A 25,915-nucleotide genomic window follows, 5' to 3' on the forward strand; every position below is an offset into this window, starting at 1 on the left:
GCATCCAAGGGATTAAAAACTCATCTTCCACTGCCCCATGATCCCGTGGGTGCGGCTGTTGTTACCCACCTCGCCGTTGTAGCTCACGCCGATGGAGTGCTTGGCCGACAGGTTGAGGTCGAGTCCGGCTTCGACCACCAGGCTGTCGCGATCCTGGGCCACGCCTTTGGTATTGTAGGTGTTGCCGGTCACCTGATGGGTCTGGGTACTGGTGCTGTCGATGGCGCCGTACATATGTTTCCAACCCGCGCTCAGGCGCGGGGCCAGGCTCATCTTGTTGTCCATGTACTTGATACTGGTGGTGCGCAGGCCCAGGGTGGTGCTGAAGTTGTCCTGGGTCTGGGCATCGGCCTTCAGTGCGGCTTCGCCGCCTTTTTCCGTATAACCCTTGCGTGAGTAGCGCTGGTAACCGAGGTTGGCGAAAGGCTCGGCGCTCAGGCTGCCGCTGCCCAGGTTGTAGCCGAGTTCGCCGAAGAGCTGCTGGCTGTTGGCGCCGTAGTCGCCGGTGAGACGGTCCTTGTAGCCGCCGAACTCCACGTTGCGCTGGGTCTTGCCATAGTGCTGGCTGTGGACCGCACCGAGGCGCAAGGCCAGCGGCCCGCTCTGGTGCACGGCGTAGGTGCCGACATGCCAGCTGTCCAGGTCGCCTTCGAAGCGATCGCCTTTATGCTTGGACAGCGATTTCCCGCCCAACAGGCCCATGCGCCATTCATCGTCCAGGGCCCAGTCGACACCCATCACCACGCCTCGGGTGTTCTGTCCGAAGGCCTTCTGGCCCTGCGGTTGATCGAAGCTGCTGGCGTTGTTCAGGGCCTGGACCCACAGGCGACTGTCACCGGGCTTGATCTCCGAGCGTCCTGCCAGCGAGACCTGGCCGGGCGTGTTGCCTTGCGTTGCGAGCATGCCGTTGCCGAGCTGGCGCATGGCCGCGAGGGCGCTGTTGCTCACTTGGCCAGTACCGCTGAGCGTGGCCCGGCCCAGGTTGGCATTGGCCGCCCCGGAAAGCTGCACCCGCGCCTCCCGCTTCGCCACCGGGGTCAGACTGTTCCAGGCTTTGAGCAGTGGCGACTCGACCAGGCGGGGGATTGGCCGGCTGACATTGCCGCCTTGGCCGGCCTTTGGCTCATCCGCCTGGATATTTCGTGGCGGCAAATTGTCGAGCTGAGCTTGTTGGTTCTTCTGCTGTTTTTCGAGTTCGTCGAGGCGTTGCCCGTGTTTGGCGATTTCCTCCAGTTGCTCGGGGCTTAATCCAGCGCCGTCCTGACCTCGTTCGCCTTGTGGTCCCTGAGCCCCAGCCGCGCCATCCTGCCCGCGTTCGCCTTGCGGACCTTGAGGCCCCGTCGCACCATCTTGGCCGCGTTCGCCTTGCGGTCCTTGGGGGCCAGTCGCCCCATTTTGTCCGCGTTCACCTTGCGGTCCCTGAGGACCTGTCGCCCCGTCGTTTCCGCGTTCGCCTTGCGGTCCTTGAGGGCCAATCGCGCCATCCTGTCCGCGTTCGCCTTGCGGACCTTGAGGGCCCGTCGCCCCGTCGTTTCCGCGTTCGCCTTGCGGTCCTTGGGGACCAGCCACGCCATCCTGTCCGCGTTCGCCTTGCGGTCCTTGAGGACCGGTCGCGCCGTCGTTTCCACGTTCGCCTTGCGGCCCTTGAAGACCCGCTGCTCCGTCATTTCCGCGCTCGCCTTGCGGTCCCTGAGGGCCGGTCGCGCCATCCTGTCCGCGTTCGCCTTGTTGTCCTTGAGGTCCCGCCGCGCCGTCGTTTCCACGTTCGCCCTGCGGCCCTTGAGGCCCGGTCGCACCATTCTGTCCGCGTTCGCCCTGCGGCCCTTGAGGCCCGGTCGCACCATTCTGTCCGCGTTCGCCCTGCGGTCCTTGAGGACCGGTCGCGCCATCTTGCCCGCGTTCACCTTGTGGTCCCTGAGAGCCGGTCGCGCCATCCTGCCCACGTTCGCCTCGCGGCCCTTGAGGACCGGTCGCACCGTCGCTTCCGCGCTCGCCTTGCGGTCCTTGGATTCCGGGTGAATCCTTGGGCATGTTGCTGTCAGAGGTGCTGGGGGTATTACATTGCGAACCCGAGCAAGGTACGCTCATGTAATAAGACTCTCTTCCTGAACTATCCTTTTTTATAAGGATCGGTCGAGCCGTGAGCTTCCCATCACGAGTACGGAATTCACCATCGGCGGTCGTTAGATGGGGGGCGCCGGGAATCTGCGAGTACGGCGTTCTGAATACCTTGAAGTGAGTTCCCGGATCTTCTTTCTTCCACTCAGAATCGTTTTTATCGATCTCTTTCCATTTCTGCCCAGGGCTCGGTATTGGCAGTCCTGCTGCATCCAACGGCTCTACAGCGTTACGGGGTGTACCCGCGGCTCTCCACGCAGAGCCATCCTGGTCACGATTGGCATGTGCCTGTTGGGAAAGGGTGCTGATCAACGCCAATGTGACGGCTGTCGAAAGAAGATTCTGTTTGGGGGACATTCCATTTCATCCTCGGAATAAATCGAGGCGGAAATGTATCTATCCATGTAGTCGATAAATGTCGGGCTTTTTACCTGTCTTTTGCGAGATATGTCACCGGTCCGCCGACGATTAGAGGCGCGTTTGTGACTGGGTGGTCTTACGGTGGCTGAGGTGTCAGCCACCGTATTTTCGGACCGAGGGGCACTGCACTTTCAGGTTGTCCGCTTAACCCCGGCACTCGACCAGAGTCTTGATTTGCCCGGTCGCGGTCAGGTTCTCTTCCGACAACCAGCGCTCGAATCCAGCATTCACCGCCGGCCATTCCGAATCGAGGATGCTGTACCACGCCGTGTCGCGATTTTTGCCCTTGACCACCATGTGCTGGCGGAACACGCCTTCGAAGCTGAAGCCCAAGCGCTCGGCCGCCGTACGCGAGCGGGCGTTGTCGTTGTTGCACTTCCACTCCAGGCGGCGGTAGCCCTGGGCGAAGACTTCCTTGGCCAGCAGGTAGACCGCCTCGGTACTTTTTGGCGAGCGCTGCATCGGCGCCCCGAACGTGACGTGGCCGATCTCGATGCGACCCTGCGCCGGGACGATCGACATCAGGCTGAGGATGCCCTGGACTTCACCGCTGGCCTTGTCGACCACGCTGAAAAAATACGGATCGCTATTGGTCGCGTGGTTGCTCAGCCAGTCATTGAAGGCGCTGCGTTCCGGGAAGGGGCCGTAAGGCAGGTAGTCCCAGAGCTTGGGGTCGGCACCGGGGCCCGTCAGGGCTTGCCAGAGATTGTCGCCATGGCGGGCCGGGTCGAGTTTTTCCAGGACGATGAAACGTCCCTCCAGACGCTGGGCCGAAGGTGCCGGCGCGCCTTTCCAGTTTGCTACGGATGTCGACATGACGCTTTCCTCAACGCTTACAACGCTTGGCGAAATTGAATGAAACCGGGGCGCTCGGCAATCCGCTCGTAGAGCTGGATGGCGGTGGCGTTGGTCTCGTGGGTCAGCCAGTGCACTTTACTGCAACCGGCCTCGGCCGCCGTGGCATAGACATGTTCGATCAGCAGTCGTCCCAGTCCGGTTCCGCGCTGGCCTGGGGCCACGAACAGGTCCTGCAGGTAGCAGGAGTCCTGCACGCTCCAGTTCGACCGATGGTAGATGAAATGCACCAGGCCCACGGCCTTGCCATCGCGCCAGGCGAGAGCGGCGTTGGTGGTTTCGGCCGGGTCGAGCAGGCGTTGCCAGGTCGACTGGTAGATCGCGTCCGGCAGCTCGGTGTCGTAGAACTTCAGGTAGGCCTGCCACAGCGGGCGCCAGACGGCTTGGTCGGCGGCGCTGACCGGACGGATTTCGATGGTACTCATGGTGACTCCTTAACGCATCAAGTGGGCGAGGGCCTGGTCCTGGCTGTCGGCGCTGGCCGCCAGCCCTTGTTGTACACCGGCGATGTCGGCGGCGCTGCGGTTCTGGCTGAGCTTGCGTTTGCCTTCCAGGCGCTGGATCGGCAGGGCAAAGCCAACAATCGCCTTGAGCATGCTGTCGATGTACGGCGCCGGGGCGTCGGCGACTTTCCACGGCTTGTCCCGGCCCGCCTCATGCCGGTCGGTCAGGGCGCTGACCAGGTTGAGCAGGCGCTCGGCATCGTCGAACACCTCGGCCTGGCCGTAGGCATGCACGGCCACATAGTTCCAGGTCGGCACGACCTTGCCGTGCTCGGCTTTGGCCGGGTAGAACGCCGGACTGACATAGGCATCGGCCCCCGGGAAGATCACCAGGACTTCGCCGCCCTCGGCCAGTTCCTGCCACTGCGCATTGGCCCGGGCCAGATGGCCGTAGAGCGTGCCATTGGGACCTTGCTCGGGGCGCAGCAGCAGCGGCACGTGGATGGCTTGCAGGCCCAGCTTGCCATGGCTGACCAGTGTCGCCAGGCGAGTGCCCTGAATATGTTGCTGCAGGGTGAGCAGGTCTTGTTCGGAAAAGGCGCTGGGTGTGTACATGAAAATTTTCCTTGGCGAATACCTGCATCCTAGGCAGGCTATTGGTTGGTTGTAAGAGCCATTACTGGCAATTTTCATAGGTCCAATACCATGCGCAGTCCATCGTTGCCCCTGCCGTTCGACCCTGCCGGGATTCAGCTTGACCCGGCCAAGGGGCTCAGTCGCGAGCTTTATCAGGCTTTGCGCCTGCGGGTGCTGGATGGGCGCCTGGCCAGTGGCAGCCGTTTGCCGGCCAGTCGCGACCTGGCGATCGCCCTGGCGATTTCCCGTAACAGCGTGGTACGGGCCTATGACCAGCTGTACGCCGAGGGCTTTATCGAAGGCCGGATCGGTGATGGCACCTACGTCGCGCAACTGCCGGAAAAAGCCCTGCCGATCAAAAAGTTGTCCACAAAACTATCCACAGGGTTTTCAACAGGCTTACCCACAGGGTTATCCACAAAGTCGGGTGAAACCGCTGGGGTTACATCCAGTAAAGTTATCCACAATCTGGCCATGGAGCGCATCGAGAGCAACCCGATGCACAAGCCACCGAGCGGTCCGCCGCGGGCTTTTCGGGTGGGCGTCCCGGCCTTTGACCTGTTTCCCTTTGGCGTTTGGGCCAAGCTGCAGGCGGCTTTCTGGCGCAAACCGGACCTGCAGCTGTTGTGTTATGGCGAGGCCGCGGGGGAAGAGCGCTTGCGGGGCCTGATCGCGGCTTACTTGCGCAGCTCGCGGGGGCTGTCCTGCACGGCTGAGCAAATTGTGATCACCAGTGGCGCACAGCAGGGCATTAGCCTTTGTGCACAGTTGCTGGTGGACCCGGGCGATGGGGTGGCGGTGGAGAACCCCGGGTACCGCGCGGCGCGTTTGGCCTTCGCGGTGGCGGGGGGCCATCTGCATGGCGTGGCGGTGGACAACGAAGGGCTGGATTGCGCCGAACTCGCGCAATTGCAGGACTGCCGGCTGGTCTATGTGACCCCCTCCCACCAATACCCCACCGGCGTGATCATGAGCCTGGCGCGACGCCTGGAGTTGCTGGCCTGGGCCGAGCGCAGCGGCGGCTGGATCGTCGAGGACGATTACGATGGCGAGTACCGCTACAGCGGCGCGCCGTTGGCGCCCTTGGCGGCCCTGGATCGGCAGGGGCGGGTGCTGTATGTCGGTACTTTCGGCAAGATTGCCTTTCCGGCGTTGCGTCTCGGCTATCTGGTGCTGCCGCCGACGCTGGTCGAGGCTTTTTCCCAGCGCCGCGCGCTGGATATGCGGCACTCGGAAGTCAGTACCCAGGCGGTGATGGCCGAGTTCATGGCCGCCGGGCACTTCCAGCGGCATATTCGGCGCATGCGCCGCGCCGCCCTGAGTCGGCGTGACAGCTTGTTGGCCCATTGGCCTGTGGATGTCCCGGGTTGTGGTCATCTGCCGGCGGTGGCGGCGGGGTTGCACCTGACGGTGCCCGTGGCGAGCCTGGCGCGCGAGCGGGAATTGATTGCGCTGGCTTCGAGCGTCGGGGTTGAAATCAGTCCCTTGAGCAGCTACTGGATAACCCAGCCCACGCCGCCCGAAGACCAGCGCGCCGGGTTGGTGTTGGGGTTTGCGGCGGTCCCCGAGGTGGATATCGAGTCGGCGCTGGAACGCTTGCGCAAGGTCTGGAAGCCGTAGTCGCACCGGGTGGTAACCGGTTACCGCAGGCCAGTGCGCGGTCGATGTTTATTTATTCCCTGAGCCCGAAACCAGGATAAATGAACATGTCTTCCCTTCTGCCCGGCACGGCCTTGAGCGAAAGCGAACAGGCGGCGCTGGTCTACACCCTCAGTGACTGTTTTGCCCAACGACCGACCCTGGAAAGCGTAGCGCCCGGCCTGGTCCGCGACATGCTGGAGGACCAATACCCGCTGCTGGGCGAGCGGCTTGCCCAGGCCGCGTTTATCCATCCGGTGCCGGACCCGGGTAAAAGCGATGGCGTGGAATACGGAATCCTGCCCCTGGCGAACCTGTTGATCGAACGCTTCCTGGGCGAGAAGGCGCTGGTTCATCCGGCAGACAGTTACCTGACGCTCTACCCGGGCGCCGAGCATCCACAGCAACTGTCCCTGGCCCTTGCCACGACCGAGACGCTCCTGGATGAGTGGGCGCCGTTGCTGTTGCAGGCGTACAAACAGGCCCTGGTTGATTTCTGGAGTTCGCCGCTGGGCGCGGGTGTCGCGCCCTGGCAGCGGCTGTCCGACTTTATCGCGGCGCAATTGCGCCAGGCCGGCGCCGCGCTGACGGGCGATGAGCGGGACACGGTGCAGGCGCTGCTCGACTACCCCGACCCGCACGCGCGCCGCGCCGCGCTCGGCAATGACTGCACGCAGGTCAGCATTCCGATCAGCGATATTGGCGTTTCCGGGCATTTCCTGACGTTGGTGATGAGCCGTTGGGTCGGCAAGCGCGAGATCGTGTTGCGTTACACATTGTTCGGCGGGATCGAAGCGTTTGATTCCTCGGCCGCGCAGTTGGACGGTCTGTCCGCGGCCTGGGGTGGGAAGGTCCTCAGGATCAGCAACTACCTTCCCGATGCGCATGCCTTCGACGCCCTGGCCGTGAGCCTGCTGATGCTGCAACTGGAGGCCATTGCCAGCCTCAAGCCAGGTGACTATCGCGATCCGACGGCCCTCGAGCATCGTCTGCTCGAGCTGAGCGGGTTGCAGGCGGTGTTCGGGGCCTTCCGTTCCGGCCACGAAGCGAAATTGGGGCAACTACGTGACCTGCTCCCCAAATGGTTGCGCAATGCCTCGTCGTCGAGTCGCACACTCTACGGACGTTACGTGGCCGCGTTGGCGAGCCTGTATCGAGGTCACGCCGGCAAGACGTTTCTCGATGGTATTCCCGACATCCTCACCTTTGCCGGCGAGTCGTTGCAGCGGAGTTTGCGGAAAAAGCATCCAGAGGCGGCGACCCTGTCGGCCAGCGACATCAGCGTGACCCTGACGGCTATCGTGAGTAGCGCGCTAATAATGGGTGATGGTGTCATGCCGGTAGGCTTTTCCGATAAGCCGCAGACCCATGACTACGTCGACCTGGCGCTGAAGAACCTCAAGGCCTTTCCGCTTTCCAATGACGCACAGGTTCACTACCAGGGGCAAACGGCACCGGCTTGGATGACCTATGAAGCGCTGCGCGCGGCGGTGAGCGATGCCGATATCGGCCAGGCCTATCCTGAGGAGCTCAAGCAGAATTTGCAGCGCGACCAGGTCGAGCGCGCACGGCAGCAGCAGCTTTTTACCGACTACCTGCGCGTCCTGTTGCCGATGGTGGCGCTGGAGCTGCAGCTTACCCGGCAACTGACGGAGACCGCCCGTCTTTATGTCGAGGCGGTGGTGACGCAGGATGTCGGTGTTCATGAGGTCCTGGGGCAGCGGATTGTGGCCAGGCCCCTGGCTTTCCTGACGCACTCCGATGCCTCGGCGGACCGGGTGTGCAACATGTTTGTGCTCGGACCGCGGGCGCCGGGCCAGGGCCCACAGGTCTTGTGTTGTCCTGGTGCCGACAGGCCGTTGCGCGAATTTCCGTCACTGGACGGCGTGTTGAGTGCGATCAAGGAGGCGGGCCCCTTGCAGCAGTCGGTCCTCAATGGCCTGGATAGCGCGCGCCGCTCGATTTATGAGAATGGTGGCTTCGAGGAACCGCATCTGGGCCGGGTGATCGTTTCCGATTGGGATATACCCGCTAGCCCTGATCCGGTTTCGCTCGATACCACCGAGCTGTCCGGGTCGTTTGGCGCGGCGCTGTTCGCCGCCACCGTCGAGGTATTGATCGCGCGCGCCGAGATGGACTCCGTGTCCAATGCCGAAGAGCGCTGGAACCGTTTCAGCGATCTGGGATGGGCGCTGTTCAACCTGTCGCTGCCCCTGACACCCGCACCGCTGATCGGCGTCGGGTTGCTCGTGCAATTGGCGTCCAGCCTCAAGACCTTCAGCGATCCGAATGCGTCACACCCCTGGGTAGCGTTTGCCGATGTCTTGCTCAATCTGGCGGTGGTCCTGGTGTATCACCGCGAACCGCCGAGGGTTGAGGGGCGGGCTACTGGCGGTGTCACGGGTTCCCCAACCCTCATTGACAACGCCGTGTACAAGGAGCCGGCCGCCAGTGTCCCGAGCCAGTTGGTGGTGGCTTCGACCCCCTTGGGAGGGGGGGTGTCGGTCTCCAGGCTGGCCCGGCTTGAAGAGTTCAAGCGGCCCAAGCTCGATCCTCCAGGCACCTTGCTGGCCTCGGGAGAATGGCAAGGCCTGTATCAGCGTGATGAGCTGTTCTATGCCTGCATCGACGACGCCTGGTTTCGCGTGTCGCGCAAACTCGAAGGGGTGGTGATCGTCGATGACCGGTTGCCGTCACTGCAGGGGCCCTGGATCAGGCGCGACGGCGCGGGAGGCTGGCAGTTGGACCGTGGCCTGCGCCTGCTGGGCGGCGCCGGGGAGTTGAGTGTGCGGGCGGCGAAGAAGCTGAAGTCCTTGGAGAAGAAAGCGCGCGACCTGTTGGCGAGTGTGCCTGCGGTGCTGGCCGATGCTGATCGCAGCGCGGGTGTGGTGAAATTTCCCCGTGATATACAAGACCTGCTCAGGATCAAGTCGCAGCCTTTTGCCGAACTCCTGGAGGTGCTGAGCGAGTTTACCCGTGGGCTTTCAAAATCACCCCGGTCGCTGATCGCCGAATTGGAGCAAGCCATAGCCACTTTGGCCGAACGGGGTCTGAGTTTGCGGATCGAACTGAGCAAAAAAGGCTTGCCGACAGTGTCCGCGGTCGAATTTCTCAAGGAGCAGAAACAAGTCATCATCCGCAAGCTGGGGGACCGCCGGGATATTTCCCAAGGCAAGGGTGCTGACTTTTTTGAAGAGTATGAGATTCGCGGCAGGGGTGGTGTGCCGACGTGGTATGCGCATTTCCATTACCCGGCGGCGACCACCCCGGCGAAAGCTTTTTCCGCGGCGCACCTCAAGACGTTCGCGCAACGTTCCAAGGGACTCAACTTTCAGATAGCCCAGGCGGCGGAGAACGCGAAAGTCGATCCCATCTGGCGCGGCAAGATCGATATCAAGTCGGCAGAGGCGTTATTCCTGGCGCCGAATAGCTGATGGCGGGTAGATACAAGTGGTCCTTGCGAGAGCCGGCTTGTGTGGGAGCGGAGCTTGCCCGCGAAGAGGTCCTTGAGCCGTGCGCTGGCCTTGCGCACGCCATCGTCGGCAAGCCGGGCTCCCACCGATACGCTGTTTCACCGCGAAAGACCGGCAAGCCCCGATTCCTGGGGCGAGCCGAGGGTAACACTCAGGTCCCGGACTTGATCTTGGTCCAGGCCCGGGTGCGTGCCCGTTCGGCCTTCTGGTCCAGCGGCTGCAGGGTGTAGAGGGTTTTCATCGCCGCTTCGGTCGGGTACAGGTTGGCATTGTGGCGGATCGCCGGATCGACCATGTCGGTGGCGTCCCTGTTCGGGTTTGGATAGCCGACGAAGTCGCTGATGGGCGCGATCACCTGGGGTTGCAGCAGGTAATTGATAAAGCGGTAGGCGTCTGCCGGGTCCTTCGCGCCTTTGGGGATCGCCAGCATATCGAACCAGATCGGCGCGCCTTCCTTGGGCAGGCGCATGTCCACCACCACGCCGTTCTTGGCTTCCTTGGCGCGGTTGGCGGCCTGGGAGAAGCTGCCGGAGTAACCGACGGCCACACAGATGTCGCCGTTGGCGATATCCGCCATGTACTTGGACGAGTGGAAATAGGTGATGTACGGACGGATCTTCAGCAGCAGCGCCTCGGCTTTTTCATAGTCCTTGGGGTTGTTGCTGTTGGGGTTCAGGCCCAGGTGCTGCAAGGCCAGCGGCAGGATCTCCGAGGGCGAATCGAGCAGGGCGACGCCGCACTGCTTGAGCTTGCTGATGTTCTCTTCCTTGAAGATCAGGTCCCAGCTGTCCACCGGCGCCTGGTCGCCCAGCACCGCCTTGACCTTGTCCGGGTTGAAGCCGATCAGGATGGTGCCGTACATGTAGGGCACGGCGAACTTGTTGCTCGGGTCGTTGGCCTCGATCAGCTTCATCAGCTTGGGATCGAGGTGGTTCCAGTTCGGCAACTTGCTGCGATCCAGCGGTTGGAATACCCCGGCTTCGATCTGCTTGGCCAGGAACACGTTGGACGGTACCACCACGTCATAGCCGGAGTTGCCGGTGAGCAGCTTGGCTTCCAGCGCTTCATTGGTGTCGAAGATGTCGTAGACCAGCTTGACCTGGTTGTTCTGGGCCTTGAAATCGTCCAGGGCCTTGGGGGTGATGTAGTCGAACCAGTTGTAGACCCGCAGGGTGCGTTCCTCGGCGTGGGCCGCGGTACCGAGCACGGCGGCGCAGAGGGCTGGGGCAATCAGACGCTTGAGCTTGTTCATTCTTCTAATTCCTCATTGAGCGTATTGGAAACCTTCGAGTACGTTCACGGCATTGATGCCGATTTCTTCTACCGCGTAGCCGCCTTCCATCACGAACAGCGTCGGCTTGCCCAGGCGGGCGATGCGTTCGCCCATGCGCAGATAATCCGGGCTGTCGAGCTTGAACTGGGAAATCGGATCGTCCTTGAAGGTGTCCACGCCCAGGGAAACCACCAGCACATCGGGGGCATAGCGTTCGATCTCGCCGCAGGCCTGTTCCAGCGCTGCGCTCCATTGGTCCCAGGCAGTGCCGGCGGCCAGCGGATAGTTGAAGTTGAAGCCTTCGCCAGCGCCTTCGCCGAGCTCGTCGGCATAACCGAGGAAGAACGGGAACTCGGCTTCCGGGTGGCCGTGGAGCGAGGTGAAGAGCACATCGCTGCGCTCGTAGAAAATCGATTGGGTGCCGTTGCCGTGGTGGTAGTCGACGTCGAGGATCGCGACCTTCTTATGACCCTGATCGAGGAAGGCCTGGGCGGCGATGGCGGCGTTGTTCAGGTAGCAATAACCGCCCATCAGGTCGCTGGCGGCGTGATGTCCCGGCGGACGGCAGAGGGCGAAGGCGCTGCGGGCGCCGCGCTGGATTTCGGCCTGGGCGGTAAGGGCGACCTGGGCCGCGCTATAGGCCGCCTGCCAGGTGCCGGCGGTGATCGGGGCGCCGGCGTCGAAGCTGTAGTAACCGAGTTCGCCGTGCAGGTTCTTCGGGATAACCCGGCGCAGGGTGCGGGCCGGCCAGGTGAAGGGCAGCAGGTCGCCGTCATGGCCTTGTTCGGCCCAGCGGTCCCAGGCGCCCTTGAAGAAGGTCAGGTAGGCCTCGTCGTGCACGCGGCGGATCGGCTCCAGGCCGAAGTCCTCCGGTTCGCGCACCGGGCCCAGGGCTTGATGGTGCACGCGGGCCAGCACGTGGTCGGCGCGCGAAGGCATTTCGAAGCAGGGCATCAATTGTCCGTCGATCAGCTCGCAGCGGCCGTGGTGCAGGTGGTGATCGTCCGAATAGACCGTCAGCATTTATTGTTCTCCGATAGCGTGGGCGTGGCGTCATTCTTGATGCCTGGTGCTTTTGGGAGAACGGCGGGAGCGGCCAAAAGGGGATTGATATGGCCAAAAGATGTGTCCTGATTTCGCCCCTGAACGGGGCGTAAGGACCCTTTTTGGGGGCGCAACACGCAGTCCTGGTCGGGCGTTGTTGGCGTGGCCTGGGGGGATTCAGGGGCGGAACTGGCTCGGACTGACCCCACTCCAGCGCACGAAGGCATGGCGGAAGCTGGCGGTTTCGCTGAAGCCCAGTTCATCGGCAATGCGGTGAATCGGTAGCTGACCCTCCCCGAGTAACTGCTTGGCTCGTTCGAAGCGTAACTCGTCGAGCAGCTCCTGATAGCTGCAGCCCAGGTCGTTGAGATGCCGGCGCAGGGTGCGGGCCGAACACTTCATCTGTTCGGCCAGGCCTTCCAGGCCCGGTGCGGTATGCAGTTGCGCGGCGAGCAGGTGACGGATGCGTCCCAGCCAGGCCTGGCGACCGGTGAATTCCAGGTTGTGCTTGCGGCAGCGCTCGGCCATGGCCTGGTGGGTAATGGCGTCCGCCAGGGGCAGGGGTTGCTCCAGCCAGTGTGGGTCGAAGGCGAACGCATTACTGCTGGCCGAGAACTGTAACGGGCAGTCGAAGCTGTCGTTGTAGTCGGCCTGGTAGTCCGGCGCCTCGTGCTCGAAGCGTGCTGCCAGCAAGGGGAGTGGGTGTCCGAGCAGGTCGTCGCAGATGACTTTCAGCGAGGCCAGGCACAGCTCGGCGTTGAACACCGCCAACTGCGGACTTTCCCGATAGTCCGCGGCGGTGAACCAGATCCGTTCACCGTCGGTTTCCAGGCTCAGTTCGAACAGTGTTCCCAATAGCGCCGGATAGCGCAGGGCCAGGCGCAAAGCGTCACCGAAGGTGGCACTGGTGAGCAGGGCATAGCCGAGGATGCCGTAGGCCGACACATGCATGCGCCGGCCCAGCTCCAGGCCGATTTCCCGGCGCAGGGCCACGGCATTGGCGCACACCTGCATTTCCTGGTTGGTGGTGATACGGGTGTCGGCGCGGCTCAGGTCGGCGGCGCTGATACCGCTGCCGGCCAGGAGCGCGTCGCTGGCAAAGCCCTTGTCGCGGAAGGTGTTGAGCACCAGGGAGACGGCGTTGAGGGTGGTGAGGTGGGAGTGAAGCATGTTCGATGCCGTCCTTGGGGGGTAGGGGAGTCGAGCAAGTTGTGTGCCGCCGGCTGATAAATGCAGAGCGGCCCCTTCGGTGTTCTGGGTGTGGAAGAGTTTGAGGGGGGGGATGTGGGAGCGGAGCTTGCCCGCGAAGAACGATAACGCGGTATCTCTGAAAAACCGCGGCGTCTTCTTCGCGGGCAAGCTCCGCTCCCACACAGGCTCCAGGCTCCGCACCCACAAAAGCTAGGAGGGGGCGTTTCAGGCCGGGGTCGGCTGCGACCCGGCCAGCAACGCATCGACCACCGCCCGGGCCATTTCCACCGAATGGATCATCGACCAGATCAGCCCTCGCTCGACGCCGCTGCCGTATTCGGTGATTTCATCGGAGACTTCTTCGGCGCAGCGCAACATCAGCGACACATGGATCAGCGCCTGCTCGGCACTGATGCCTTCCTGCACGTTGAACAGCGAGAGGTGACGGCCGTCGTTGATACTGCCCGGGCGGGCGGCGGTTTCTTTCAGGGCGGCCAGCAACGGCGGTTGGTAACGCTGGCTGTTGAGCACCTGCAAGAGGTCGGCGTTGGCTTTCTTGAGAATGGCGGTGATCCGGGCGCGGGCGGCTCTGCTGGGCGGATCGGGGATTAGCTTGTCCATGATGTAACTCCTATTGGCGCATGGGAGCCGACACCAATCGCTGCTAAACGATGGGGGTGGCAGCTGTACGCGGGTTAGCAGACCGGCCAATAGGAAACCGGCGCACCCTAAGGTGCCCCACGCACAGCCACCATAAACCTGGGGGCATTAAAAACGCCGGCCATGAAAAATGGAGGCGTTGTGCGCCTATTGGACACGAGCTGCTAAACCCGTTCACTGCAATGGGGCAGTGACGAACGAAGACTAGTCACGTGGCTGGACAGGCGCAAGGCGTTGGGATTTTCTAGGAAATGTCGCTCAAGAAAAAGCGATTTGTCTGGTATGGGTGCCGTTCAGTGACGGAAATTTGCAGTCGCGCGCGGTCTTGTGGCAAGCCCTAATGCTGTTCAGTTAAGGGGGATGGGATATTAAAAACGTCACTTAACCTGTGGGAGCGGTGCTTGCCCGCGAAGCTTTTAGCGGTCTCAAGGGCCTCTTCGCGAGCAAGCTCTGCTCCCACAAGGACCGTGTTCGGCCTTAGCTGAACGGCATTAGGGCAAGCCCGCTCACCACAAGTCTCGGCCAGGCTGAAGTCCGTGTGAGGCTTCTACATCAGCTCAATTCACCACACAGATCCAACTCGACCAAGCGCCGCACTTCAGCCTGCTCCAGACTCGCCCCCAGCAAAGCATGCAGCTTGCCGAACACCGCTTCACGGGTCATGCCGCCGCCGGACAGCACGCCGACACCGCGCAAACGGCTGCCAGCCTCGTACACATCCAGCTCGACGCCACCTTCATGGCACTGGGTGACCGCCACCACCACGACCCCATTGTCCCGCGCCCGCTCAAGGCTGGCGAGAAACGCCGGGTTGTCGCTCGGCCCGGTACCACTGCCGAAGCACTCCAGCACCAATGCCTGGACGCCGCTGTCGATCATGCCGTCCAATTGCGCGGCGCCGATGCCCGGGACCAGCGGCAACACGCCGACGCTCGCCAGTTGCTTGCCCTGACGGTAATCCAGCTGGGCCGGCAGAGCTTCCACCTTGGCCCCGCCACCGCTGCGGTTCAACGCCGCAAACGGATGCCGGCCAAAGCTGCGAATCTTCGCGCAACGGGTCGGCGAGAGCATTTCACCGTGGAAGTGCAGGTGCACCCCCGGCGCCAGGCCCTGGCCCAAGGCGAGCAGCGCGCCGCAGACGTTCTCCCAGGCATCACTGTCCGGCACGCCCGCCGGCAGCATCGAGCCGGTAAACACCAGCGGAACCGGCAAGCCCAGCAACTGGAAGCTCATGGCCGCCGCGCTATACGCCAGGGTATCGGTGCCATGCAGCACCAGCACGCTGTCACACTGCTGCGCGTCCACCGCCTCGACCACCGCCGCGCGCAGGCGCTGCCAATACTCGGGGGTCATGTTGGCGCTGTCGATCAGCGGTGCCATCTCGCGAAAACGCCAGTCCGGCACGCTCAGGCCGGGCTGGCCGGCGAGCTGTTCGCGCATCCGCGCTTCGAAACCGGAAGCCGGGGCCAGGCCGTTGGCGCTGGCCTGCATACCGATGGTGCCGCCGGTGTAGAGCACCATGACGTGCTGCGCGGCAGGATAAGAGGCGGAAGTCATTGATGGTTCTCCTGGACGAATGCACCTTGCGCCGCAGCATGCCTGCGTGCGCAAGGTGTGTCACGTCAAGTGGCAGGGCGCCACTCGTTGATCTCTGTCGCGGCGGACGGCAGGGCACCGTCCGGTGGGGCGATCAGCGTTGCGTGGCAGGTACGCCTTGGACAGCATCTTGCTCGCGTGGCGCTACTTGACTCGGGGTTGGCCAGGCCTGGAGGTCCAGGTCCAGATCAGCGAACTTGCTCGAGTCGAACACTGGCTGGCCGACGCCGGCGCGGCGTTGTTCGTCGTAGTCGCGCATCACGCGCAGGCCGATCTTGAACAGCATGGCCAGGGCGATCAGGTTGACGAAAGCCAGGCAGGTCATGGTGATGTCGGCGAAGGCGAACACGGTCGACAGATTCTGCACCGAACCCCATACGATCAGTGCCAGCACCAGGGCGCGGTACACCATCAACACGACGCGGTTGCGGGTCAGGAACTGCAGGCTGGTTTCACCCAGGTAGTAGTTGTAGAGGATGCAGGTGAAGACGAACAGCGACAGGGCGACGCTGACGAACAGTCGGCCCCAGTCACCGACCACGGCGGCCAGGGAGTTCTGGGTCAGGACGATGCCGTCACCTTCGAAGCCAGGGGTGTAGAAGCCCGACAGCAGGATCAGCAGTGCGGTGCAGGTGCAGATCACGAAGGTGTCGAGGAACACGCTGAACGCCTGGACCACGCCCTGGGCGCCCGGATGCTTCACGGCGGCCACGGCGGCGACGTTGGGCGCGCTGCCCAGACCGGCTTCGTTGGCGAACACGCCACGTTTCACACCCATGACGATGGCGCTGCCGAGCAGGCCGCCGAACGCAGGGTCAAGGCCGAAGGCGCTCTTGAAGATGGTTTCCAGCATGGCCGGCACGTGTTCGATCTGGCTGAAGATCACGTACAGGGTGACGCCGATGTAGGCCAGGGTCTTGACCGGAACCAGCAGGTCGGAAACCGAAGCGATACGCTTGATGCCGCCGAGGAAGACGATCGCCAGCAGGACGGCCAGGGCGATGCCGGTGTGGTTCGGCGAGAAGCCGAAGGCGTTCTGCAGCGAGTGGGTGACGGTGTACGACTGCAGGCCGTTGAAGGCGAAGCCGTAGGTGACCAGCAGCAGAATGGAGAACACCACCGCCATGCCTTTGAGCTTCAGGCCGTGCTGGATGTAGTAAGCCGGGCCGCCGCGGTACAGGCCGTCGCCATCGGCGCGCTTGTAGACCTGGGCCAGGGTGCATTCGAAGAAGCTGCTGGACATGCCCACCAGTGCGGTGACCCACATCCAGAACACGGCGCCCGGGCCGCCGAGGGTCACGGCGATGCCGACACCGGCGATGTTACCGGCGCCAACACGGCCGGCGAGGCTCAGCATCAGTGCTTGGAACGAGCTCAGTTGGCCTGCTTGACCGCGAAGGGACTCTTTGAAGACCGTGAACATGTGACGGAAATGGCGGAACTGGACGAACCGCGAACGGATCGTGAAGTAGCTACCGAGCCCGACAATGAGCACGATCAGTAATTTCCCTGAGAGGAAGTCGTTGATGACCTCAAGCATGGAGTGGTTCCTCGCTGTTTTTTGATGCAAAGGCGGCTCGTTTGAAATATCGCGTTACACCCGATGACACTGGGCAGTGTGGGCTGGCGATACTTCATCCCGAGCTTTCGCGGGTTGTTTTTAGTGTTGTTTCGCGTGTTTCAGTGCCGCTGTACCGCGGATCGCTTACGCGAAGAGGGGCGGCACTATACCGATGAGCACCGCAGTCGTCTGTACCGGTTTGTAGGACAGACGACGAAGCGCAGGGTATTTCTTGTGAGGGCAGGGCCGAGGTAGAGCCTTCTTCCCACTTCCAGTTGTAAAAAAAAGGGCCTGAAGAGTGACCTTCAGGCCCTCAAAAGGTGAGAGGTGTCTAGTCCCTCGACCTGGTGAGCGTGTTGCAATCCGGCACTGAAGGTCAGGCCTTCAGTGGAACCAGACGCGGAGCAATCATGTTTTCCGGGCGCAGGATGTCAGCGAGCATGGCGTCGTCGAGCAAGCCTTCTTCGCGCACCAGTTCCAGTACGCCACGGCCACTTTCCAGGGCGATGCGGGCGATCCGGGTAGCGTTTTCATAGCCGATGTAGGGGTTCAGCGCGGTGACCAGGCCGATGGAATGTTCCACCAGTTCGCGGCAGCGTGCTTCGTTGGCGGTGATGCCGACGATGCAGTGTTCGCGCAGCATGTCCATGGCGCGTTGCAGCAGGCGGATCGAGTCGAAGATCTTGAAGGCGATCAGCGGTTCCATCACGTTCAGTTGCAGTTGGCCGCCTTCGGCCGCGATGGTCAGGGCCAGGTCGTTGCCGATGATCTGGAACGCCACCTGGTTGACCGCTTCCGGGATCACCGGGTTGACCTTGCCAGGCATGATCGAGCTGCCGGGCTGACGCGCTGGCAGGTTGATTTCGTTGATCCCGGTGCGCGGGCCGCTGGACAGCAGGCGCAGGTCGTTGCAGATCTTCGACAGCTTGACCGCGGTGCGCTTGAGCATGCCGGAGAACAGCACGAAGGCACCCATGTCGGAGGTGGCTTCGATCAGGTCGGCGGCCGGTACCAGCGGCTGGCCGCTGATGGTTGCCAGGCGGTCGACCGCCAGTTGCTGGTAACGCGGGTCGGCGTTGATACCGGTGCCGATGGCGGTGCCGCCCAGGTTGACTTCGGTCAGCAGTTCCGGAGCCAGGGTCTTCAGGCGGGCCAGGTCTTCGCTCAGGGTGGTGGCGAAGGCGCGGAATTCCTGGCCGAGGGTCATCGGCACAGCGTCTTGCAGCTGGGTACGGCCCATTTTCAGGACGTGGCTGAACTCTTGACCCTTGGCGGCGAAAGCCTGGATCAGGCTGTCGAGGCTGGCGAGCAGGGCGTCGTGGCCCAGCAGCAGACCCAGGCGGATGGCCGTCGGGTAGGCGTCGTTGGTCGACTGCGCCATGTTCACGTCGTTGTTCGGGTGCAGGTACTGGTATTCGCCCTTGCTGTGGCCCATGGCCTCCAGCGCGATGTTGGCGATGACTTCGTTGGCATTCATGTTGGTCGAAGTGCCAGCGCCGCCTTGAATCATGTCGACCACGAACTGTTCGTGGAAGTCGCCGCGGACCAGTCGGGCACAAGCTTCGCTGATGGCCGCGTGTTTGGCTTCGGTCAGGTGACCGAGCTCGCGGTTGGCGTCAGCGGCGGCCTGCTTGACCATGGCCAGGGCCACGACCAGTTTCGGGTAGTGCGAGATCGGGACGCCGGAGAGACGGAAGTTGTGTACCGCTCGCAGGGTCTGGATGCCGTAATACGCGTCGCCGGGTACGTCGAGTACGCCAAGCAGGTCTTTTTCTGTGCGGAAAGATGCAGCGGAGGACATGATAGAAATCATCTCGATAAGAACCCGGTCGGTGCCGGAACGTTGGTAATGCTAGGCTTGAGGGAATTTTTGGGCCAATGCTGTTCAGCACTGCCCTATGCACAAACGGCATAATGTGGATGTGACGCGTTGTGTATGACGGACGTGTGAACCAAAATGGTGCGCATGGTGGGAGGCGCCGATGAATCTCGAAAGCAAATGGTTGGAAGATTTCAGTGCCCTGGCGGCGACCCGCAGCTTTTCCCAGGCGGCCGAGCGGCGTTTCGTCACGCAGCCGGCGTTCAGTCGACGGATCCGCAGCCTGGAGTCGGCGCTGGGGCTGACCCTGGTCAACCGCTCGCGCACGCCCATCGAACTGACGGCGGCGGGGCAGTTGTTCCTGGTGACGGCGCGCACGGTGGTCGAGCAGTTGGGCGAGGTGGTGCGCCACTTGCATCACCTGGAAGGCGGGCAGGGCGAAGTCATGCAAGTGGCGGCGGCGCACTCCCTGGCGTTGGGCTTCTTTCCGCGCTGGATCGCGCAGTTGCGTAATGAAGGACTGAATATCGCCACGCGGCTGGTGGCGACCAACGTGGGTGACGCGGTGCACGCGTTGCGCGAGGGCGGTTGTGACCTGATGTTGGCGTTTTATGACCCGGATGCGGCGTTGCAGATGGACGCGGAGATCTTTCCGTCGCTGCACCTGGGGCAGACCGAGATGTTGCCGGTGTGTGCCACGGGGCCGGATGGCCAGCCGCTGTTCGACCTGGAGGGCGAGGTGAGCGTGCCATTGCTGGCGTATAGCGCGGGGGCGTTTCTCGGGCGTTCGGTGAACCTGTTGTTGCGCCAGCGTAATCTGCGCTTTACCACGATCTATGAAACCGCGATGGCCGACAGTTTGAAGAGCATGGCGCTTGAAGGGCTGGGCATTGCCTGGGTGCCGCACCTCAGTGTCCGGGCCGAGTTGGCGCGGGGCGAACTGGTGGTGTGCGGCGGGCCGCAATGGCATGTGCCGCTGGAGATTCGCCTGTATCGCTGTGCGCTGGTGCGCAAGGCCAACGTGCGTTTGTTGTGGCGCAAGCTTGAAGGCGCGGCGGCGCAGGCACCGGGTTCTATCTGAACGCTGAATAACCTGTGGGAACCGGCTTGCCGGCGGGCTGTTGTGGGAGCGGAGCTTGCCCGCGAAGAAGACGGCGCGGTCTTTCAGATACACCGCGTCATCGTTCTTCGCGGGCAAGCTCCGCTCCCACACAAGAGCTCCGTTCCCACAATGAGGTTGTGGTGTTTTTGGATTGACCTGAAAGTCAGGTAAACCGGCCTTTAGCGGCTGAAATCCGGCAAACGACAGATGGTCGGTAAAGGTGCGTTTAACCCACTTTTTTCGGTATACTGCGCGGCCTTCGGCCGGCTTGCCCGGCCCCGATTCGTATGACAAGCCACGCCGGTCTCCCGCGTGGCTTGTTGTTTTTTGACGCGCCCGCGGGCGCCCAAGAGAAGAGGCACGACGATGAGTGCACTGGTTGGCGTGATCATGGGCTCCAAGTCCGATTGGTCCACCCTTAGCCACACCGCCGATATGCTGGAAAAGCTCGGCATCCCCTACGAGGTGAAAGTGGTCTCGGCCCACCGCACCCCGGACCTGCTCTTCCAGTACGCCGAAGAGGCCGAGTCCCGTGGGATCGAGGTGATCATCGCCGGTGCCGGCGGTGCGGCGCACCTGCCAGGCATGTGCGCGGCCAAGACCCACTTGCCGGTGCTGGGCGTGCCGGTGCAGTCGGCGATGCTCTCGGGCGTCGACTCGCTGCTGTCGATCGTGCAGATGCCGGCCGGTATTCCGGTCGCGACCCTGGCCATCGGCAAGGCCGGCGCGATCAATGCCGCGCTGCTCTCGGCGAGTATCCTGGGCGCCAAGCACCCGCATTTCCACGCCGTGCTGAAGAAATTCCGTGCAGAACAGACAGACAGCGTGCTGGACAATCCAGACCCACGCGTCGCCTGAGGTTGATGACGATGAAGATCGGTGTAATCGGTGGCGGCCAGTTGGGCCGCATGTTGGCGCTGGCGGGTACGCCGCTGGGGATGAACTTCGCTTTCCTGGACCCGGCGCCGGATGCCTGTGCCGCCGCCCTCGGCGAGCATCTGCGCGCCGATTACGGCGATCAGGATCACCTGCGCCAGTTGGCCGACGAAGTTGACGTGGTGACGTTCGAGTTCGAAAGTGTCCCGGCGGAAACCGTGGCCTTCCTGTCGCAGTTCGTGCCGGTCTACCCGAGCGCCGAAGCCCTGCGCATCGCCCGTGATCGCTGGTTCGAAAAGAGCATGTTCAAGGACCTGGGGATTCCCACCCCGGCCTTCGCCGATATCCAGTCCCAGGCGGACCTGGACGTCGCTGTCGCCAGCATCGGCCTACCGGCCGTGCTGAAAACCCGTACCCTGGGTTATGACGGCAAGGGTCAGAAAGTCCTGCGCAGCGCGGCCGATGTGGTCGGCACCTTCGCCGAGCTGGGCAGCGTCGCCTGCCTGCTGGAGGGCTTCGTGCCGTTCACCGGGGAAGTCTCGCTGATCGCCGTGCGCGGCCGTGACGGCGAAACCTGCTTCTACCCGCTGGTGCACAACACCCACGACAACGGCATCCTGCGTCTGTCCGTGGCCAGCACCGAGCATCCGCTGCAAGCCCTGGCCGAAGAGTATGCCGACCGGGTGCTCAAGCAGCTGAATTATGTCGGCGTGCTGGCGTTCGAGTTCTTCGAAGTCGACGGTGGTCTCAAGGCCAACGAAATTGCGCCACGGGTCCACAACTCCGGGCACTGGACCACCGAAGGTGCCGAGTGCAGCCAGTTCGAAAACCACCTGCGGGCGATTGCCGGGCTGCCGCTGGGTTCGACCGCCAAGGTCGGCGAAAGCGCGATGCTCAATTTCATCGGCGAAGTCCCGCCAGTGGCGCAGGTAATCGCCATCGCCGATTGTCATCTGCATCACTATGGCAAGGCCTTCAAGGTCGGCCGCAAGGTTGGTCACGCGACCCTGCGTTGCGCGGACAAGGCGACGCTGCAGGAGCAGATCCTGCGGGTCGAGGCATTGATCGGCGAATAAAGATAGTCAGTGCCGGCGGGAACCTACGGTTGCCGCCGGCCTCTGATGGCAGGATGTCAAAGTGCTGACTAGGCTTTGATTGTGCGAACTCACTAGGGGAAATGCCATGCACATTATCTGGACAATTTTGATCGGCCTCATCGTCGGCTTGGTGGCGCGTTTCCTCAAGCCCGGCGACGACAGCATGGGCTGGATCATGACTATCCTGCTGGGTATCGGTGGTTCGCTGGCGGCAACTTACGGTGGTCAGGCCGTGGGGATCTATCACGCGGGTCAGAACGCCGGGTTTATCGGCGCGGTCGTCGGCGCAATTATCTTGCTGGTGATCTACAACCTGATCAAGAAGAGCTGATCCAGGCGACCAAACCCTCTCCGTCGCAATGGCGGAGAGGATTAGAATGTGCGACATCCTTTCTGTTTTCGAGTCTCCCCATGCGCCGTCTTCTTTTGACACTTGTTTTCCTGGGCAGTGGCTTGGCTCACGCCGGCGAACTTCCGGAAACCGACTGGCTGGAACTGATGCCCAAGTCGGACCAGAAAGCCCTTGAGCAAATGCCGGAAATCACCCACAACTCGCCCGAGGGCGACGGTACGTTTACCGCCAAGGGTGGTTTGAAACAGAGCAAGGGTCTGCCGGCGGTGATGTATTCGACCAAGACCGTGGCGGCCATGGATGGCAAGGACATCCGCATCGGCGGTTATCCGGTGCCATTGGAGACTGACGCCAAGGGCCGCAGCACGCTGTTTTTCCTGGTGCCGTACCCGGGCGCCTGCATCCACGTGCCGCCCCCGCCCCCCAATCAACTGGTGCTGGTGCGTTATCCCAAGGGCCTGAAGCTGGACGATATCTATACGCCGCTGTGGGTGACCGGCACGTTGAAGGTCGAAAAGGTCAGCAATGACCTGGCCAACGCGGCGTATGCGCTGGATGCGGGGAAGGTGCGGGTGGTGAAGGAGTCGGATCTGTAAGGCTGGGGATCTTCAGGGCCTGTCAGATCGCTTTCGCGGGCAAGCACCGCTCCCACAAGGGCAGTGTCGTACGCAAACTTTGTGCGCGACTCAAGGCCGAATGTGGGAGCGGAGCTTGCCCGCGAAGGCCGCGACGCGGTCTCAAGCCAGGCGCTGACTACCGATAGTCACAGCCAGCGTATGACTGGCCCCCGGCGCGAGCGTCACCACATCATCCATCACGTTCGCCGTCTCGATGCACAGCATCTTCTGCCAGCCATCGTCAGCCATATCGGTGAGCTGACTGGCCCGGTCGATCCACGGGTTCCAGATCACCGCCGAATGTGAGCCCTGGCTGCTCAGCTCGATACGCCGCTCCCAGGTCGGATCGACAATGCTCAGCCGCGCAGGCGCATTCTGGTAGATACGATCGGTTTCACCAGCGAAGCGCAGTTCGCCTTGCTGGCGGACCTGCTTCCAGTCATTTGCAGTGTCGATATAGGTCAGGCCATCCACGCCCTCGACGTGCACATTACGTACATCGCTGACGGCGAAGTAGGTGTGCAGCGCCTGGCTGAGACTGACCGGATGGTCGTCCTGGTTTTCGCTGATGAGCTCGACGTGCAAGGTCTCGCCCAGGCAGATACGCAAAGTCAGGCCGACCTTGTGCGGCCAGCCCGGCAGACCACCTTCGGGCAGCGGCAGGCTGAATGTCACGTTTACCGAATCACCCTCGGCCTCGATGCCTTGTAACGACCAGTTCAGCGTCCGCACCAGGCCGTGGGCCGTGGGCGCGTCGCTGCTCTGACGCATGGCCTGCACGCTGTCCGGGTTACGCGAGAAGTTGCCGAACCACGGCCAGCACACCGGCACGCCGGCCCGGATGCCCTTGCCTTGCTTGAACACCGCCTCGTTGTTGAGCCAGATCAGCGGCGGCTGCCCGGCCAACTGGTAACTGAGGATCTGCGCGCCTTGTTGCGCCACCAGCAATTCAGCCTGGCCGTGGCGGATACGCCAGCCGTTCAGCTCATCCAGTTTTACCGTTTCAACATGGGGCGTAGTCATGGTGTTCTCGCAAGACAGGGAATGGCAGCGGGTTGCGCGCTGGCGGCCGGGTTAACGCCGTGGCACGGAGCGGGTGCGACCGCTGCCGTCGATGGCCACGAAGACGAACGCCGCTTCGGTGACCTTGCGCCATTCGCTGGTCAGCGGATCGTCGCTCCACACTTCGACCATCATCCGCATCGAGCTGCGGCCGATTTCCTCGGTATGGGTATAAAACGACAATTGTGCGCCGACGGCGACCGGGACCAGGAACGCCATCCGGTCGATGGACACGGTGGCGACCCGGCCCCCGGCAACTTTGCTGGCCATGGCGGTGCCGGCCAGGTCCATCTGGCTGACCAGCCAGCCGCCATAAATGTCGCCGAAACCGTTGGCTTCGCGCGGAAGCGCGGTGATTTGCAGGGCGAGATCGCCTTGCGGGATAGGATCTTCTTGTTCGAGTTCGATCATGCCGGGGTGCCTCTGACCCGTAACGCTACGTTGGTATTGCAGGTGAATAGCCGTCTTCAAGAAAAACGATTCAGCCCGAACATACTACGTTCGTTACGTTTCTCGTAAGCCGCACTAAGGGAAACTCTGCGAAAGCGGCTGGTTCGGCCCCAACGGCGTTTTCGCACAGTACCCCTCTAGCCTGCGGGTTTTACCCGGCGCAGGACACGAGTATATCGGTCGATAGACCGCGAGACGACCACCGGGTTCTCATTTTTCCCGGCGAATGCGTCGATCCATGTGCTTTTACGAACAATTTGCTATCGTGCCAGACCTGCCCACAGCCTGAGCCGTGCCTTGCGTGGCTCATAGACGTGCCCAATAAGAGATGCCCATGACCACCGCGACCACCCATATCGCGCCACCTGCGCGCCCGCTGACCCGCAACGACTACAAGACTTTATCGCTGTCTGCCCTGGGCGGTGCGCTGGAGTTCTACGACTTTATCATTTTCGTGTTTTTTGCCGCGGTGGTCGGCAAGCTGTTTTTCCCGGCGGACATGCCCGAGTGGTTGCGTCTGATGCAGACCTTCGGGATTTTTGCCGCCGGCTACCTGGCCCGGCCGCTGGGCGGTATCGTGATGGCGCACTTCGGCGACCTGCTGGGGCGCAAGAAGATGTTCACCCTGAGTATTTTCCTGATGGCGGTGCCGACCCTGATCATGGGTTTGCTGCCGACCTATGCGCAGATCGGCATCTGGGCGCCGATCCTGCTGTTGCTGATGCGGGTGGTCCAGGGCGCGGCCATTGGCGGTGAAGTGCCGGGGGCCTGGGTGTTCGTCGCCGAGCATGTGCCGGAGCGCAAGATCGGCTTTGCCTGCGGCACCCTGACCTCGGGCCTGACCGCCGGGATCCTGCTGGGTTCGTTGGTGGCGACCCTGATCAACAGCCTTTATACCCCGCTGGAAGTGGCGGATTACGCCTGGCGGATTCCGTTCCTGCTGGGCGGCGTGTTTGGTCTGTTCTCGGTGTACCTGCGTCGCTGGCTGCACGAGACCCCGGTGTTCGCCGAGTTGCAGCAACGCAAGGCCTTGTCCGACGGCATCCCGCTGGGCGCGGTGCTGCGTGATCACCGCGGTGCGATCCTGGTCTCGATGCTGCTGACCTGGTTGCTGTCGGCCGGCGTGGTGGTGGTGATCCTGATGACCCCGACCGTATTGCAGACGGCCTACCACTTTGCCCCGACCGTATCGCTGGAAGCCAACAGCCTGGCGACGATCTGCCTGACCCTGGGTTGCATCCTTTCCGGTGCGCTGGCTGACCGTTTCGGTGCCGGCCGGGTCTTCGTGTTCGGTAGCCTGGGGTTGATGGTGACCTTCTGGACCTTCTATAGCAGCTTGCCCACCCACCCCGAGTGGCTGTTCCCGCTGTATGCCCTGAGCGGCCTGTTCGTCGGCACCATCGGCGCGGTGCCCTATGTGATGGTCAAGGCGTTCCCGGCGGTGGTGCGTTTCAGTGGCCTGTCGTTCTCCTACAACCTGGCCTACGCGATCTTCGGCGGCCTGACTCCGATGGTGGTCACCCTGCTGCTCAAGGAAAGCCCGATGGGGCCGGCTTACTATGTGGCGATCATTTGCGGTATGGGGGCGCTGGTGGGCGGTTATCTCTGGTCGAAGGGGCGTTGAGTCGCTGT

Annotated in this window: 22 protein-coding genes; 8 read left to right on the top strand and 14 right to left on the bottom strand. The window is 62.7% G+C overall.

All coding sequences use genetic code 11. The features are described from left to right. Window positions 1-12 precede the first annotated feature (12 nt). The 5 genes from AC07VG_RS17380 to AC07VG_RS17400 all read right to left on the bottom strand — a co-directional run bounded on the left by AC07VG_RS17380 (window position 13) and on the right by AC07VG_RS17400 (window position 4,451). Window positions 13-1,152, bottom strand: coding sequence for an autotransporter outer membrane beta-barrel domain-containing protein (locus AC07VG_RS17380; RefSeq protein WP_495000202.1), 1,140 nt, complete (start codon window positions 1,150-1,152; stop codon window positions 13-15). A 92-nt stretch (window positions 1,153-1,244) separates the two neighbouring features. After that, window positions 1,245-1,904, bottom strand: coding sequence for a hypothetical protein (locus tag AC07VG_RS17385; RefSeq protein WP_495000201.1), 660 nt, complete (start codon window positions 1,902-1,904; stop codon window positions 1,245-1,247). 778 nt (window positions 1,905-2,682) lie between these two features. Then, window positions 2,683-3,354, bottom strand: coding sequence for a GNAT family N-acetyltransferase (locus AC07VG_RS17390; protein WP_495000200.1), 672 nt, complete (start codon window positions 3,352-3,354; stop codon window positions 2,683-2,685). A 17-nt stretch (window positions 3,355-3,371) separates the two neighbouring features. Beyond that, window positions 3,372-3,818, bottom strand: coding sequence for a GNAT family N-acetyltransferase (locus tag AC07VG_RS17395; protein WP_495000199.1), 447 nt, complete (start codon window positions 3,816-3,818; stop codon window positions 3,372-3,374). Between the two features lie 9 nt (window positions 3,819-3,827). After that, window positions 3,828-4,451, bottom strand: a complete 624-nt coding sequence (locus tag AC07VG_RS17400; protein WP_495000198.1) for an FMN-binding negative transcriptional regulator — start codon at window positions 4,449-4,451, stop codon at window positions 3,828-3,830. A gap of 90 nt (window positions 4,452-4,541) precedes the next feature. Here AC07VG_RS17400 and pdxR point away from each other — a divergent pair, with 90 nt between their 5' ends. Beyond that, on the top strand, window positions 4,542-6,092 hold the full coding sequence (pdxR, locus tag AC07VG_RS17405; protein ID WP_495000197.1) for a MocR-like pyridoxine biosynthesis transcription factor PdxR: 1,551 nt from the start codon (window positions 4,542-4,544) through the stop codon (window positions 6,090-6,092). Window positions 6,093-6,178: 86 nt separating this feature from the next. Beyond that, the gene (locus AC07VG_RS17410) at window positions 6,179-9,544 is read left to right on the top strand and encodes a dermonecrotic toxin domain-containing protein (RefSeq protein WP_495021600.1); all 3,366 of its coding nucleotides are present in this window, start codon (window positions 6,179-6,181) and stop codon (window positions 9,542-9,544) included. Window positions 9,545-9,734: 190 nt separating this feature from the next. On the opposite strand, the gene AC07VG_RS17415 is transcribed toward AC07VG_RS17410, so the two are convergent. The 7 genes from AC07VG_RS17415 to aspA all read right to left on the bottom strand — a co-directional run bounded on the left by AC07VG_RS17415 (window position 9,735) and on the right by aspA (window position 18,709). After that, window positions 9,735-10,835 (bottom strand): polyamine ABC transporter substrate-binding protein, encoded by a 1,101-nt coding sequence (locus AC07VG_RS17415; protein WP_495021601.1) that lies wholly within the window; start codon window positions 10,833-10,835, stop codon window positions 9,735-9,737. Window positions 10,836-10,847: 12 nt separating this feature from the next. Beyond that, window positions 10,848-11,879 carry a histone deacetylase family protein gene (locus AC07VG_RS17420; protein ID WP_495021602.1) on the bottom strand — a complete coding sequence of 344 codons (1,032 nt, stop codon included), beginning with the start codon at window positions 11,877-11,879 and terminating at the stop codon, window positions 10,848-10,850. Between the two features lie 198 nt (window positions 11,880-12,077). Then, a complete protein-coding gene (locus AC07VG_RS17425) occupies window positions 12,078-13,070 on the bottom strand; it encodes an AraC family transcriptional regulator (RefSeq protein WP_495000193.1) in 993 nt (330 codons plus the stop codon). Between the two features lie 246 nt (window positions 13,071-13,316). Then, window positions 13,317-13,712, bottom strand: coding sequence for a hypothetical protein (locus AC07VG_RS17430; RefSeq protein WP_495021603.1), 396 nt, complete (start codon window positions 13,710-13,712; stop codon window positions 13,317-13,319). Window positions 13,713-14,303: 591 nt separating this feature from the next. Further along, the gene (locus tag AC07VG_RS17435; protein WP_495021604.1) at window positions 14,304-15,308 is read right to left on the bottom strand and encodes an asparaginase; all 1,005 of its coding nucleotides are present in this window, start codon (window positions 15,306-15,308) and stop codon (window positions 14,304-14,306) included. Between the two features lie 133 nt (window positions 15,309-15,441). Beyond that, on the bottom strand, window positions 15,442-16,887 hold the full coding sequence (locus AC07VG_RS17440; RefSeq protein WP_495000190.1) for an alanine/glycine:cation symporter family protein: 1,446 nt from the start codon (window positions 16,885-16,887) through the stop codon (window positions 15,442-15,444). Window positions 16,888-17,284: 397 nt separating this feature from the next. Further along, on the bottom strand, window positions 17,285-18,709 hold the full coding sequence (gene aspA, locus AC07VG_RS17445) for an aspartate ammonia-lyase (protein WP_495000189.1): 1,425 nt from the start codon (window positions 18,707-18,709) through the stop codon (window positions 17,285-17,287). 181 nt (window positions 18,710-18,890) lie between these two features. Between aspA and AC07VG_RS17450 the strand changes: the two genes are divergently transcribed. From AC07VG_RS17450 to AC07VG_RS17470, 5 genes are all read left to right on the top strand, one after another. Next, window positions 18,891-19,808 (top strand): LysR substrate-binding domain-containing protein, encoded by a 918-nt coding sequence (locus tag AC07VG_RS17450; protein WP_495000188.1) that lies wholly within the window; start codon window positions 18,891-18,893, stop codon window positions 19,806-19,808. A 387-nt stretch (window positions 19,809-20,195) separates the two neighbouring features. After that, window positions 20,196-20,687 (top strand): 5-(carboxyamino)imidazole ribonucleotide mutase, encoded by a 492-nt coding sequence (purE, locus tag AC07VG_RS17455; protein WP_121135587.1) that lies wholly within the window; start codon window positions 20,196-20,198, stop codon window positions 20,685-20,687. Between the two features lie 11 nt (window positions 20,688-20,698). After that, window positions 20,699-21,781, top strand: coding sequence for a 5-(carboxyamino)imidazole ribonucleotide synthase (locus AC07VG_RS17460; RefSeq protein ID WP_495000187.1), 1,083 nt, complete (start codon window positions 20,699-20,701; stop codon window positions 21,779-21,781). Window positions 21,782-21,887: 106 nt separating this feature from the next. Continuing rightward, a complete protein-coding gene (locus AC07VG_RS17465; RefSeq protein ID WP_495000186.1) occupies window positions 21,888-22,133 on the top strand; it encodes a GlsB/YeaQ/YmgE family stress response membrane protein in 246 nt (81 codons plus the stop codon). Window positions 22,134-22,213: 80 nt separating this feature from the next. Further along, window positions 22,214-22,750 (top strand): DUF3299 domain-containing protein, encoded by a 537-nt coding sequence (locus AC07VG_RS17470; RefSeq protein WP_495000185.1) that lies wholly within the window; start codon window positions 22,214-22,216, stop codon window positions 22,748-22,750. A gap of 141 nt (window positions 22,751-22,891) precedes the next feature. Here the strand turns inward: AC07VG_RS17470 and AC07VG_RS17475 are convergent, their stop codons facing one another. Both AC07VG_RS17475 and AC07VG_RS17480 read right to left on the bottom strand, forming a co-directional pair. Continuing rightward, the gene (locus tag AC07VG_RS17475; RefSeq protein WP_495000184.1) at window positions 22,892-23,794 is read right to left on the bottom strand and encodes a D-hexose-6-phosphate mutarotase; all 903 of its coding nucleotides are present in this window, start codon (window positions 23,792-23,794) and stop codon (window positions 22,892-22,894) included. 51 nt (window positions 23,795-23,845) lie between these two features. Beyond that, window positions 23,846-24,244 (bottom strand): acyl-CoA thioesterase, encoded by a 399-nt coding sequence (locus AC07VG_RS17480; protein WP_040071787.1) that lies wholly within the window; start codon window positions 24,242-24,244, stop codon window positions 23,846-23,848. Between the two features lie 373 nt (window positions 24,245-24,617). Between AC07VG_RS17480 and AC07VG_RS17485 the strand changes: the two genes are divergently transcribed. Next, window positions 24,618-25,907, top strand: coding sequence for an MFS transporter (locus AC07VG_RS17485; protein WP_495000183.1), 1,290 nt, complete (start codon window positions 24,618-24,620; stop codon window positions 25,905-25,907). Window positions 25,908-25,915: the final 8 nt, after the last annotated feature.

Source organism: Pseudomonas sp. GW821-FHT03C07 (assembly GCF_059420925.1).

Coding starts and splice junctions, on each gene's coding strand:
- AC07VG_RS17390 (WP_495000200.1), bottom strand. CDS start 3,354: ATGTCGACATCCGTAGCAAACTGGAAAGGCGCGCCGGCACCTTCGGCC.
- AC07VG_RS17395 (WP_495000199.1), bottom strand. CDS start 3,818: ATGAGTACCATCGAAATCCGTCCGGTCAGCGCCGCCGACCAAGCCGTC.
- AC07VG_RS17400 (WP_495000198.1), bottom strand. CDS start 4,451: ATGTACACACCCAGCGCCTTTTCCGAACAAGACCTGCTCACCCTGCAG.
- pdxR (WP_495000197.1), top strand. CDS start 4,542: ATGCGCAGTCCATCGTTGCCCCTGCCGTTCGACCCTGCCGGGATTCAG.
- AC07VG_RS17410 (WP_495021600.1), top strand. CDS start 6,179: ATGTCTTCCCTTCTGCCCGGCACGGCCTTGAGCGAAAGCGAACAGGCG.
- AC07VG_RS17415 (WP_495021601.1), bottom strand. CDS start 10,835: ATGAACAAGCTCAAGCGTCTGATTGCCCCAGCCCTCTGCGCCGCCGTG.
- AC07VG_RS17420 (WP_495021602.1), bottom strand. CDS start 11,879: ATGCTGACGGTCTATTCGGACGATCACCACCTGCACCACGGCCGCTGC.
- AC07VG_RS17425 (WP_495000193.1), bottom strand. CDS start 13,070: ATGCTTCACTCCCACCTCACCACCCTCAACGCCGTCTCCCTGGTGCTC.
- AC07VG_RS17430 (WP_495021603.1), bottom strand. CDS start 13,712: ATGGACAAGCTAATCCCCGATCCGCCCAGCAGAGCCGCCCGCGCCCGG.
- AC07VG_RS17435 (WP_495021604.1), bottom strand. CDS start 15,308: ATGACTTCCGCCTCTTATCCTGCCGCGCAGCACGTCATGGTGCTCTAC.
- AC07VG_RS17440 (WP_495000190.1), bottom strand. CDS start 16,887: ATGCTTGAGGTCATCAACGACTTCCTCTCAGGGAAATTACTGATCGTG.
- aspA (WP_495000189.1), bottom strand. CDS start 18,709: ATGTCCTCCGCTGCATCTTTCCGCACAGAAAAAGACCTGCTTGGCGTA.
- AC07VG_RS17450 (WP_495000188.1), top strand. CDS start 18,891: ATGAATCTCGAAAGCAAATGGTTGGAAGATTTCAGTGCCCTGGCGGCG.
- purE (WP_121135587.1), top strand. CDS start 20,196: ATGAGTGCACTGGTTGGCGTGATCATGGGCTCCAAGTCCGATTGGTCC.
- AC07VG_RS17460 (WP_495000187.1), top strand. CDS start 20,699: ATGAAGATCGGTGTAATCGGTGGCGGCCAGTTGGGCCGCATGTTGGCG.
- AC07VG_RS17465 (WP_495000186.1), top strand. CDS start 21,888: ATGCACATTATCTGGACAATTTTGATCGGCCTCATCGTCGGCTTGGTG.
- AC07VG_RS17470 (WP_495000185.1), top strand. CDS start 22,214: ATGCGCCGTCTTCTTTTGACACTTGTTTTCCTGGGCAGTGGCTTGGCT.
- AC07VG_RS17475 (WP_495000184.1), bottom strand. CDS start 23,794: ATGACTACGCCCCATGTTGAAACGGTAAAACTGGATGAGCTGAACGGC.
- AC07VG_RS17480 (WP_040071787.1), bottom strand. CDS start 24,244: ATGATCGAACTCGAACAAGAAGATCCTATCCCGCAAGGCGATCTCGCC.
- AC07VG_RS17485 (WP_495000183.1), top strand. CDS start 24,618: ATGACCACCGCGACCACCCATATCGCGCCACCTGCGCGCCCGCTGACC.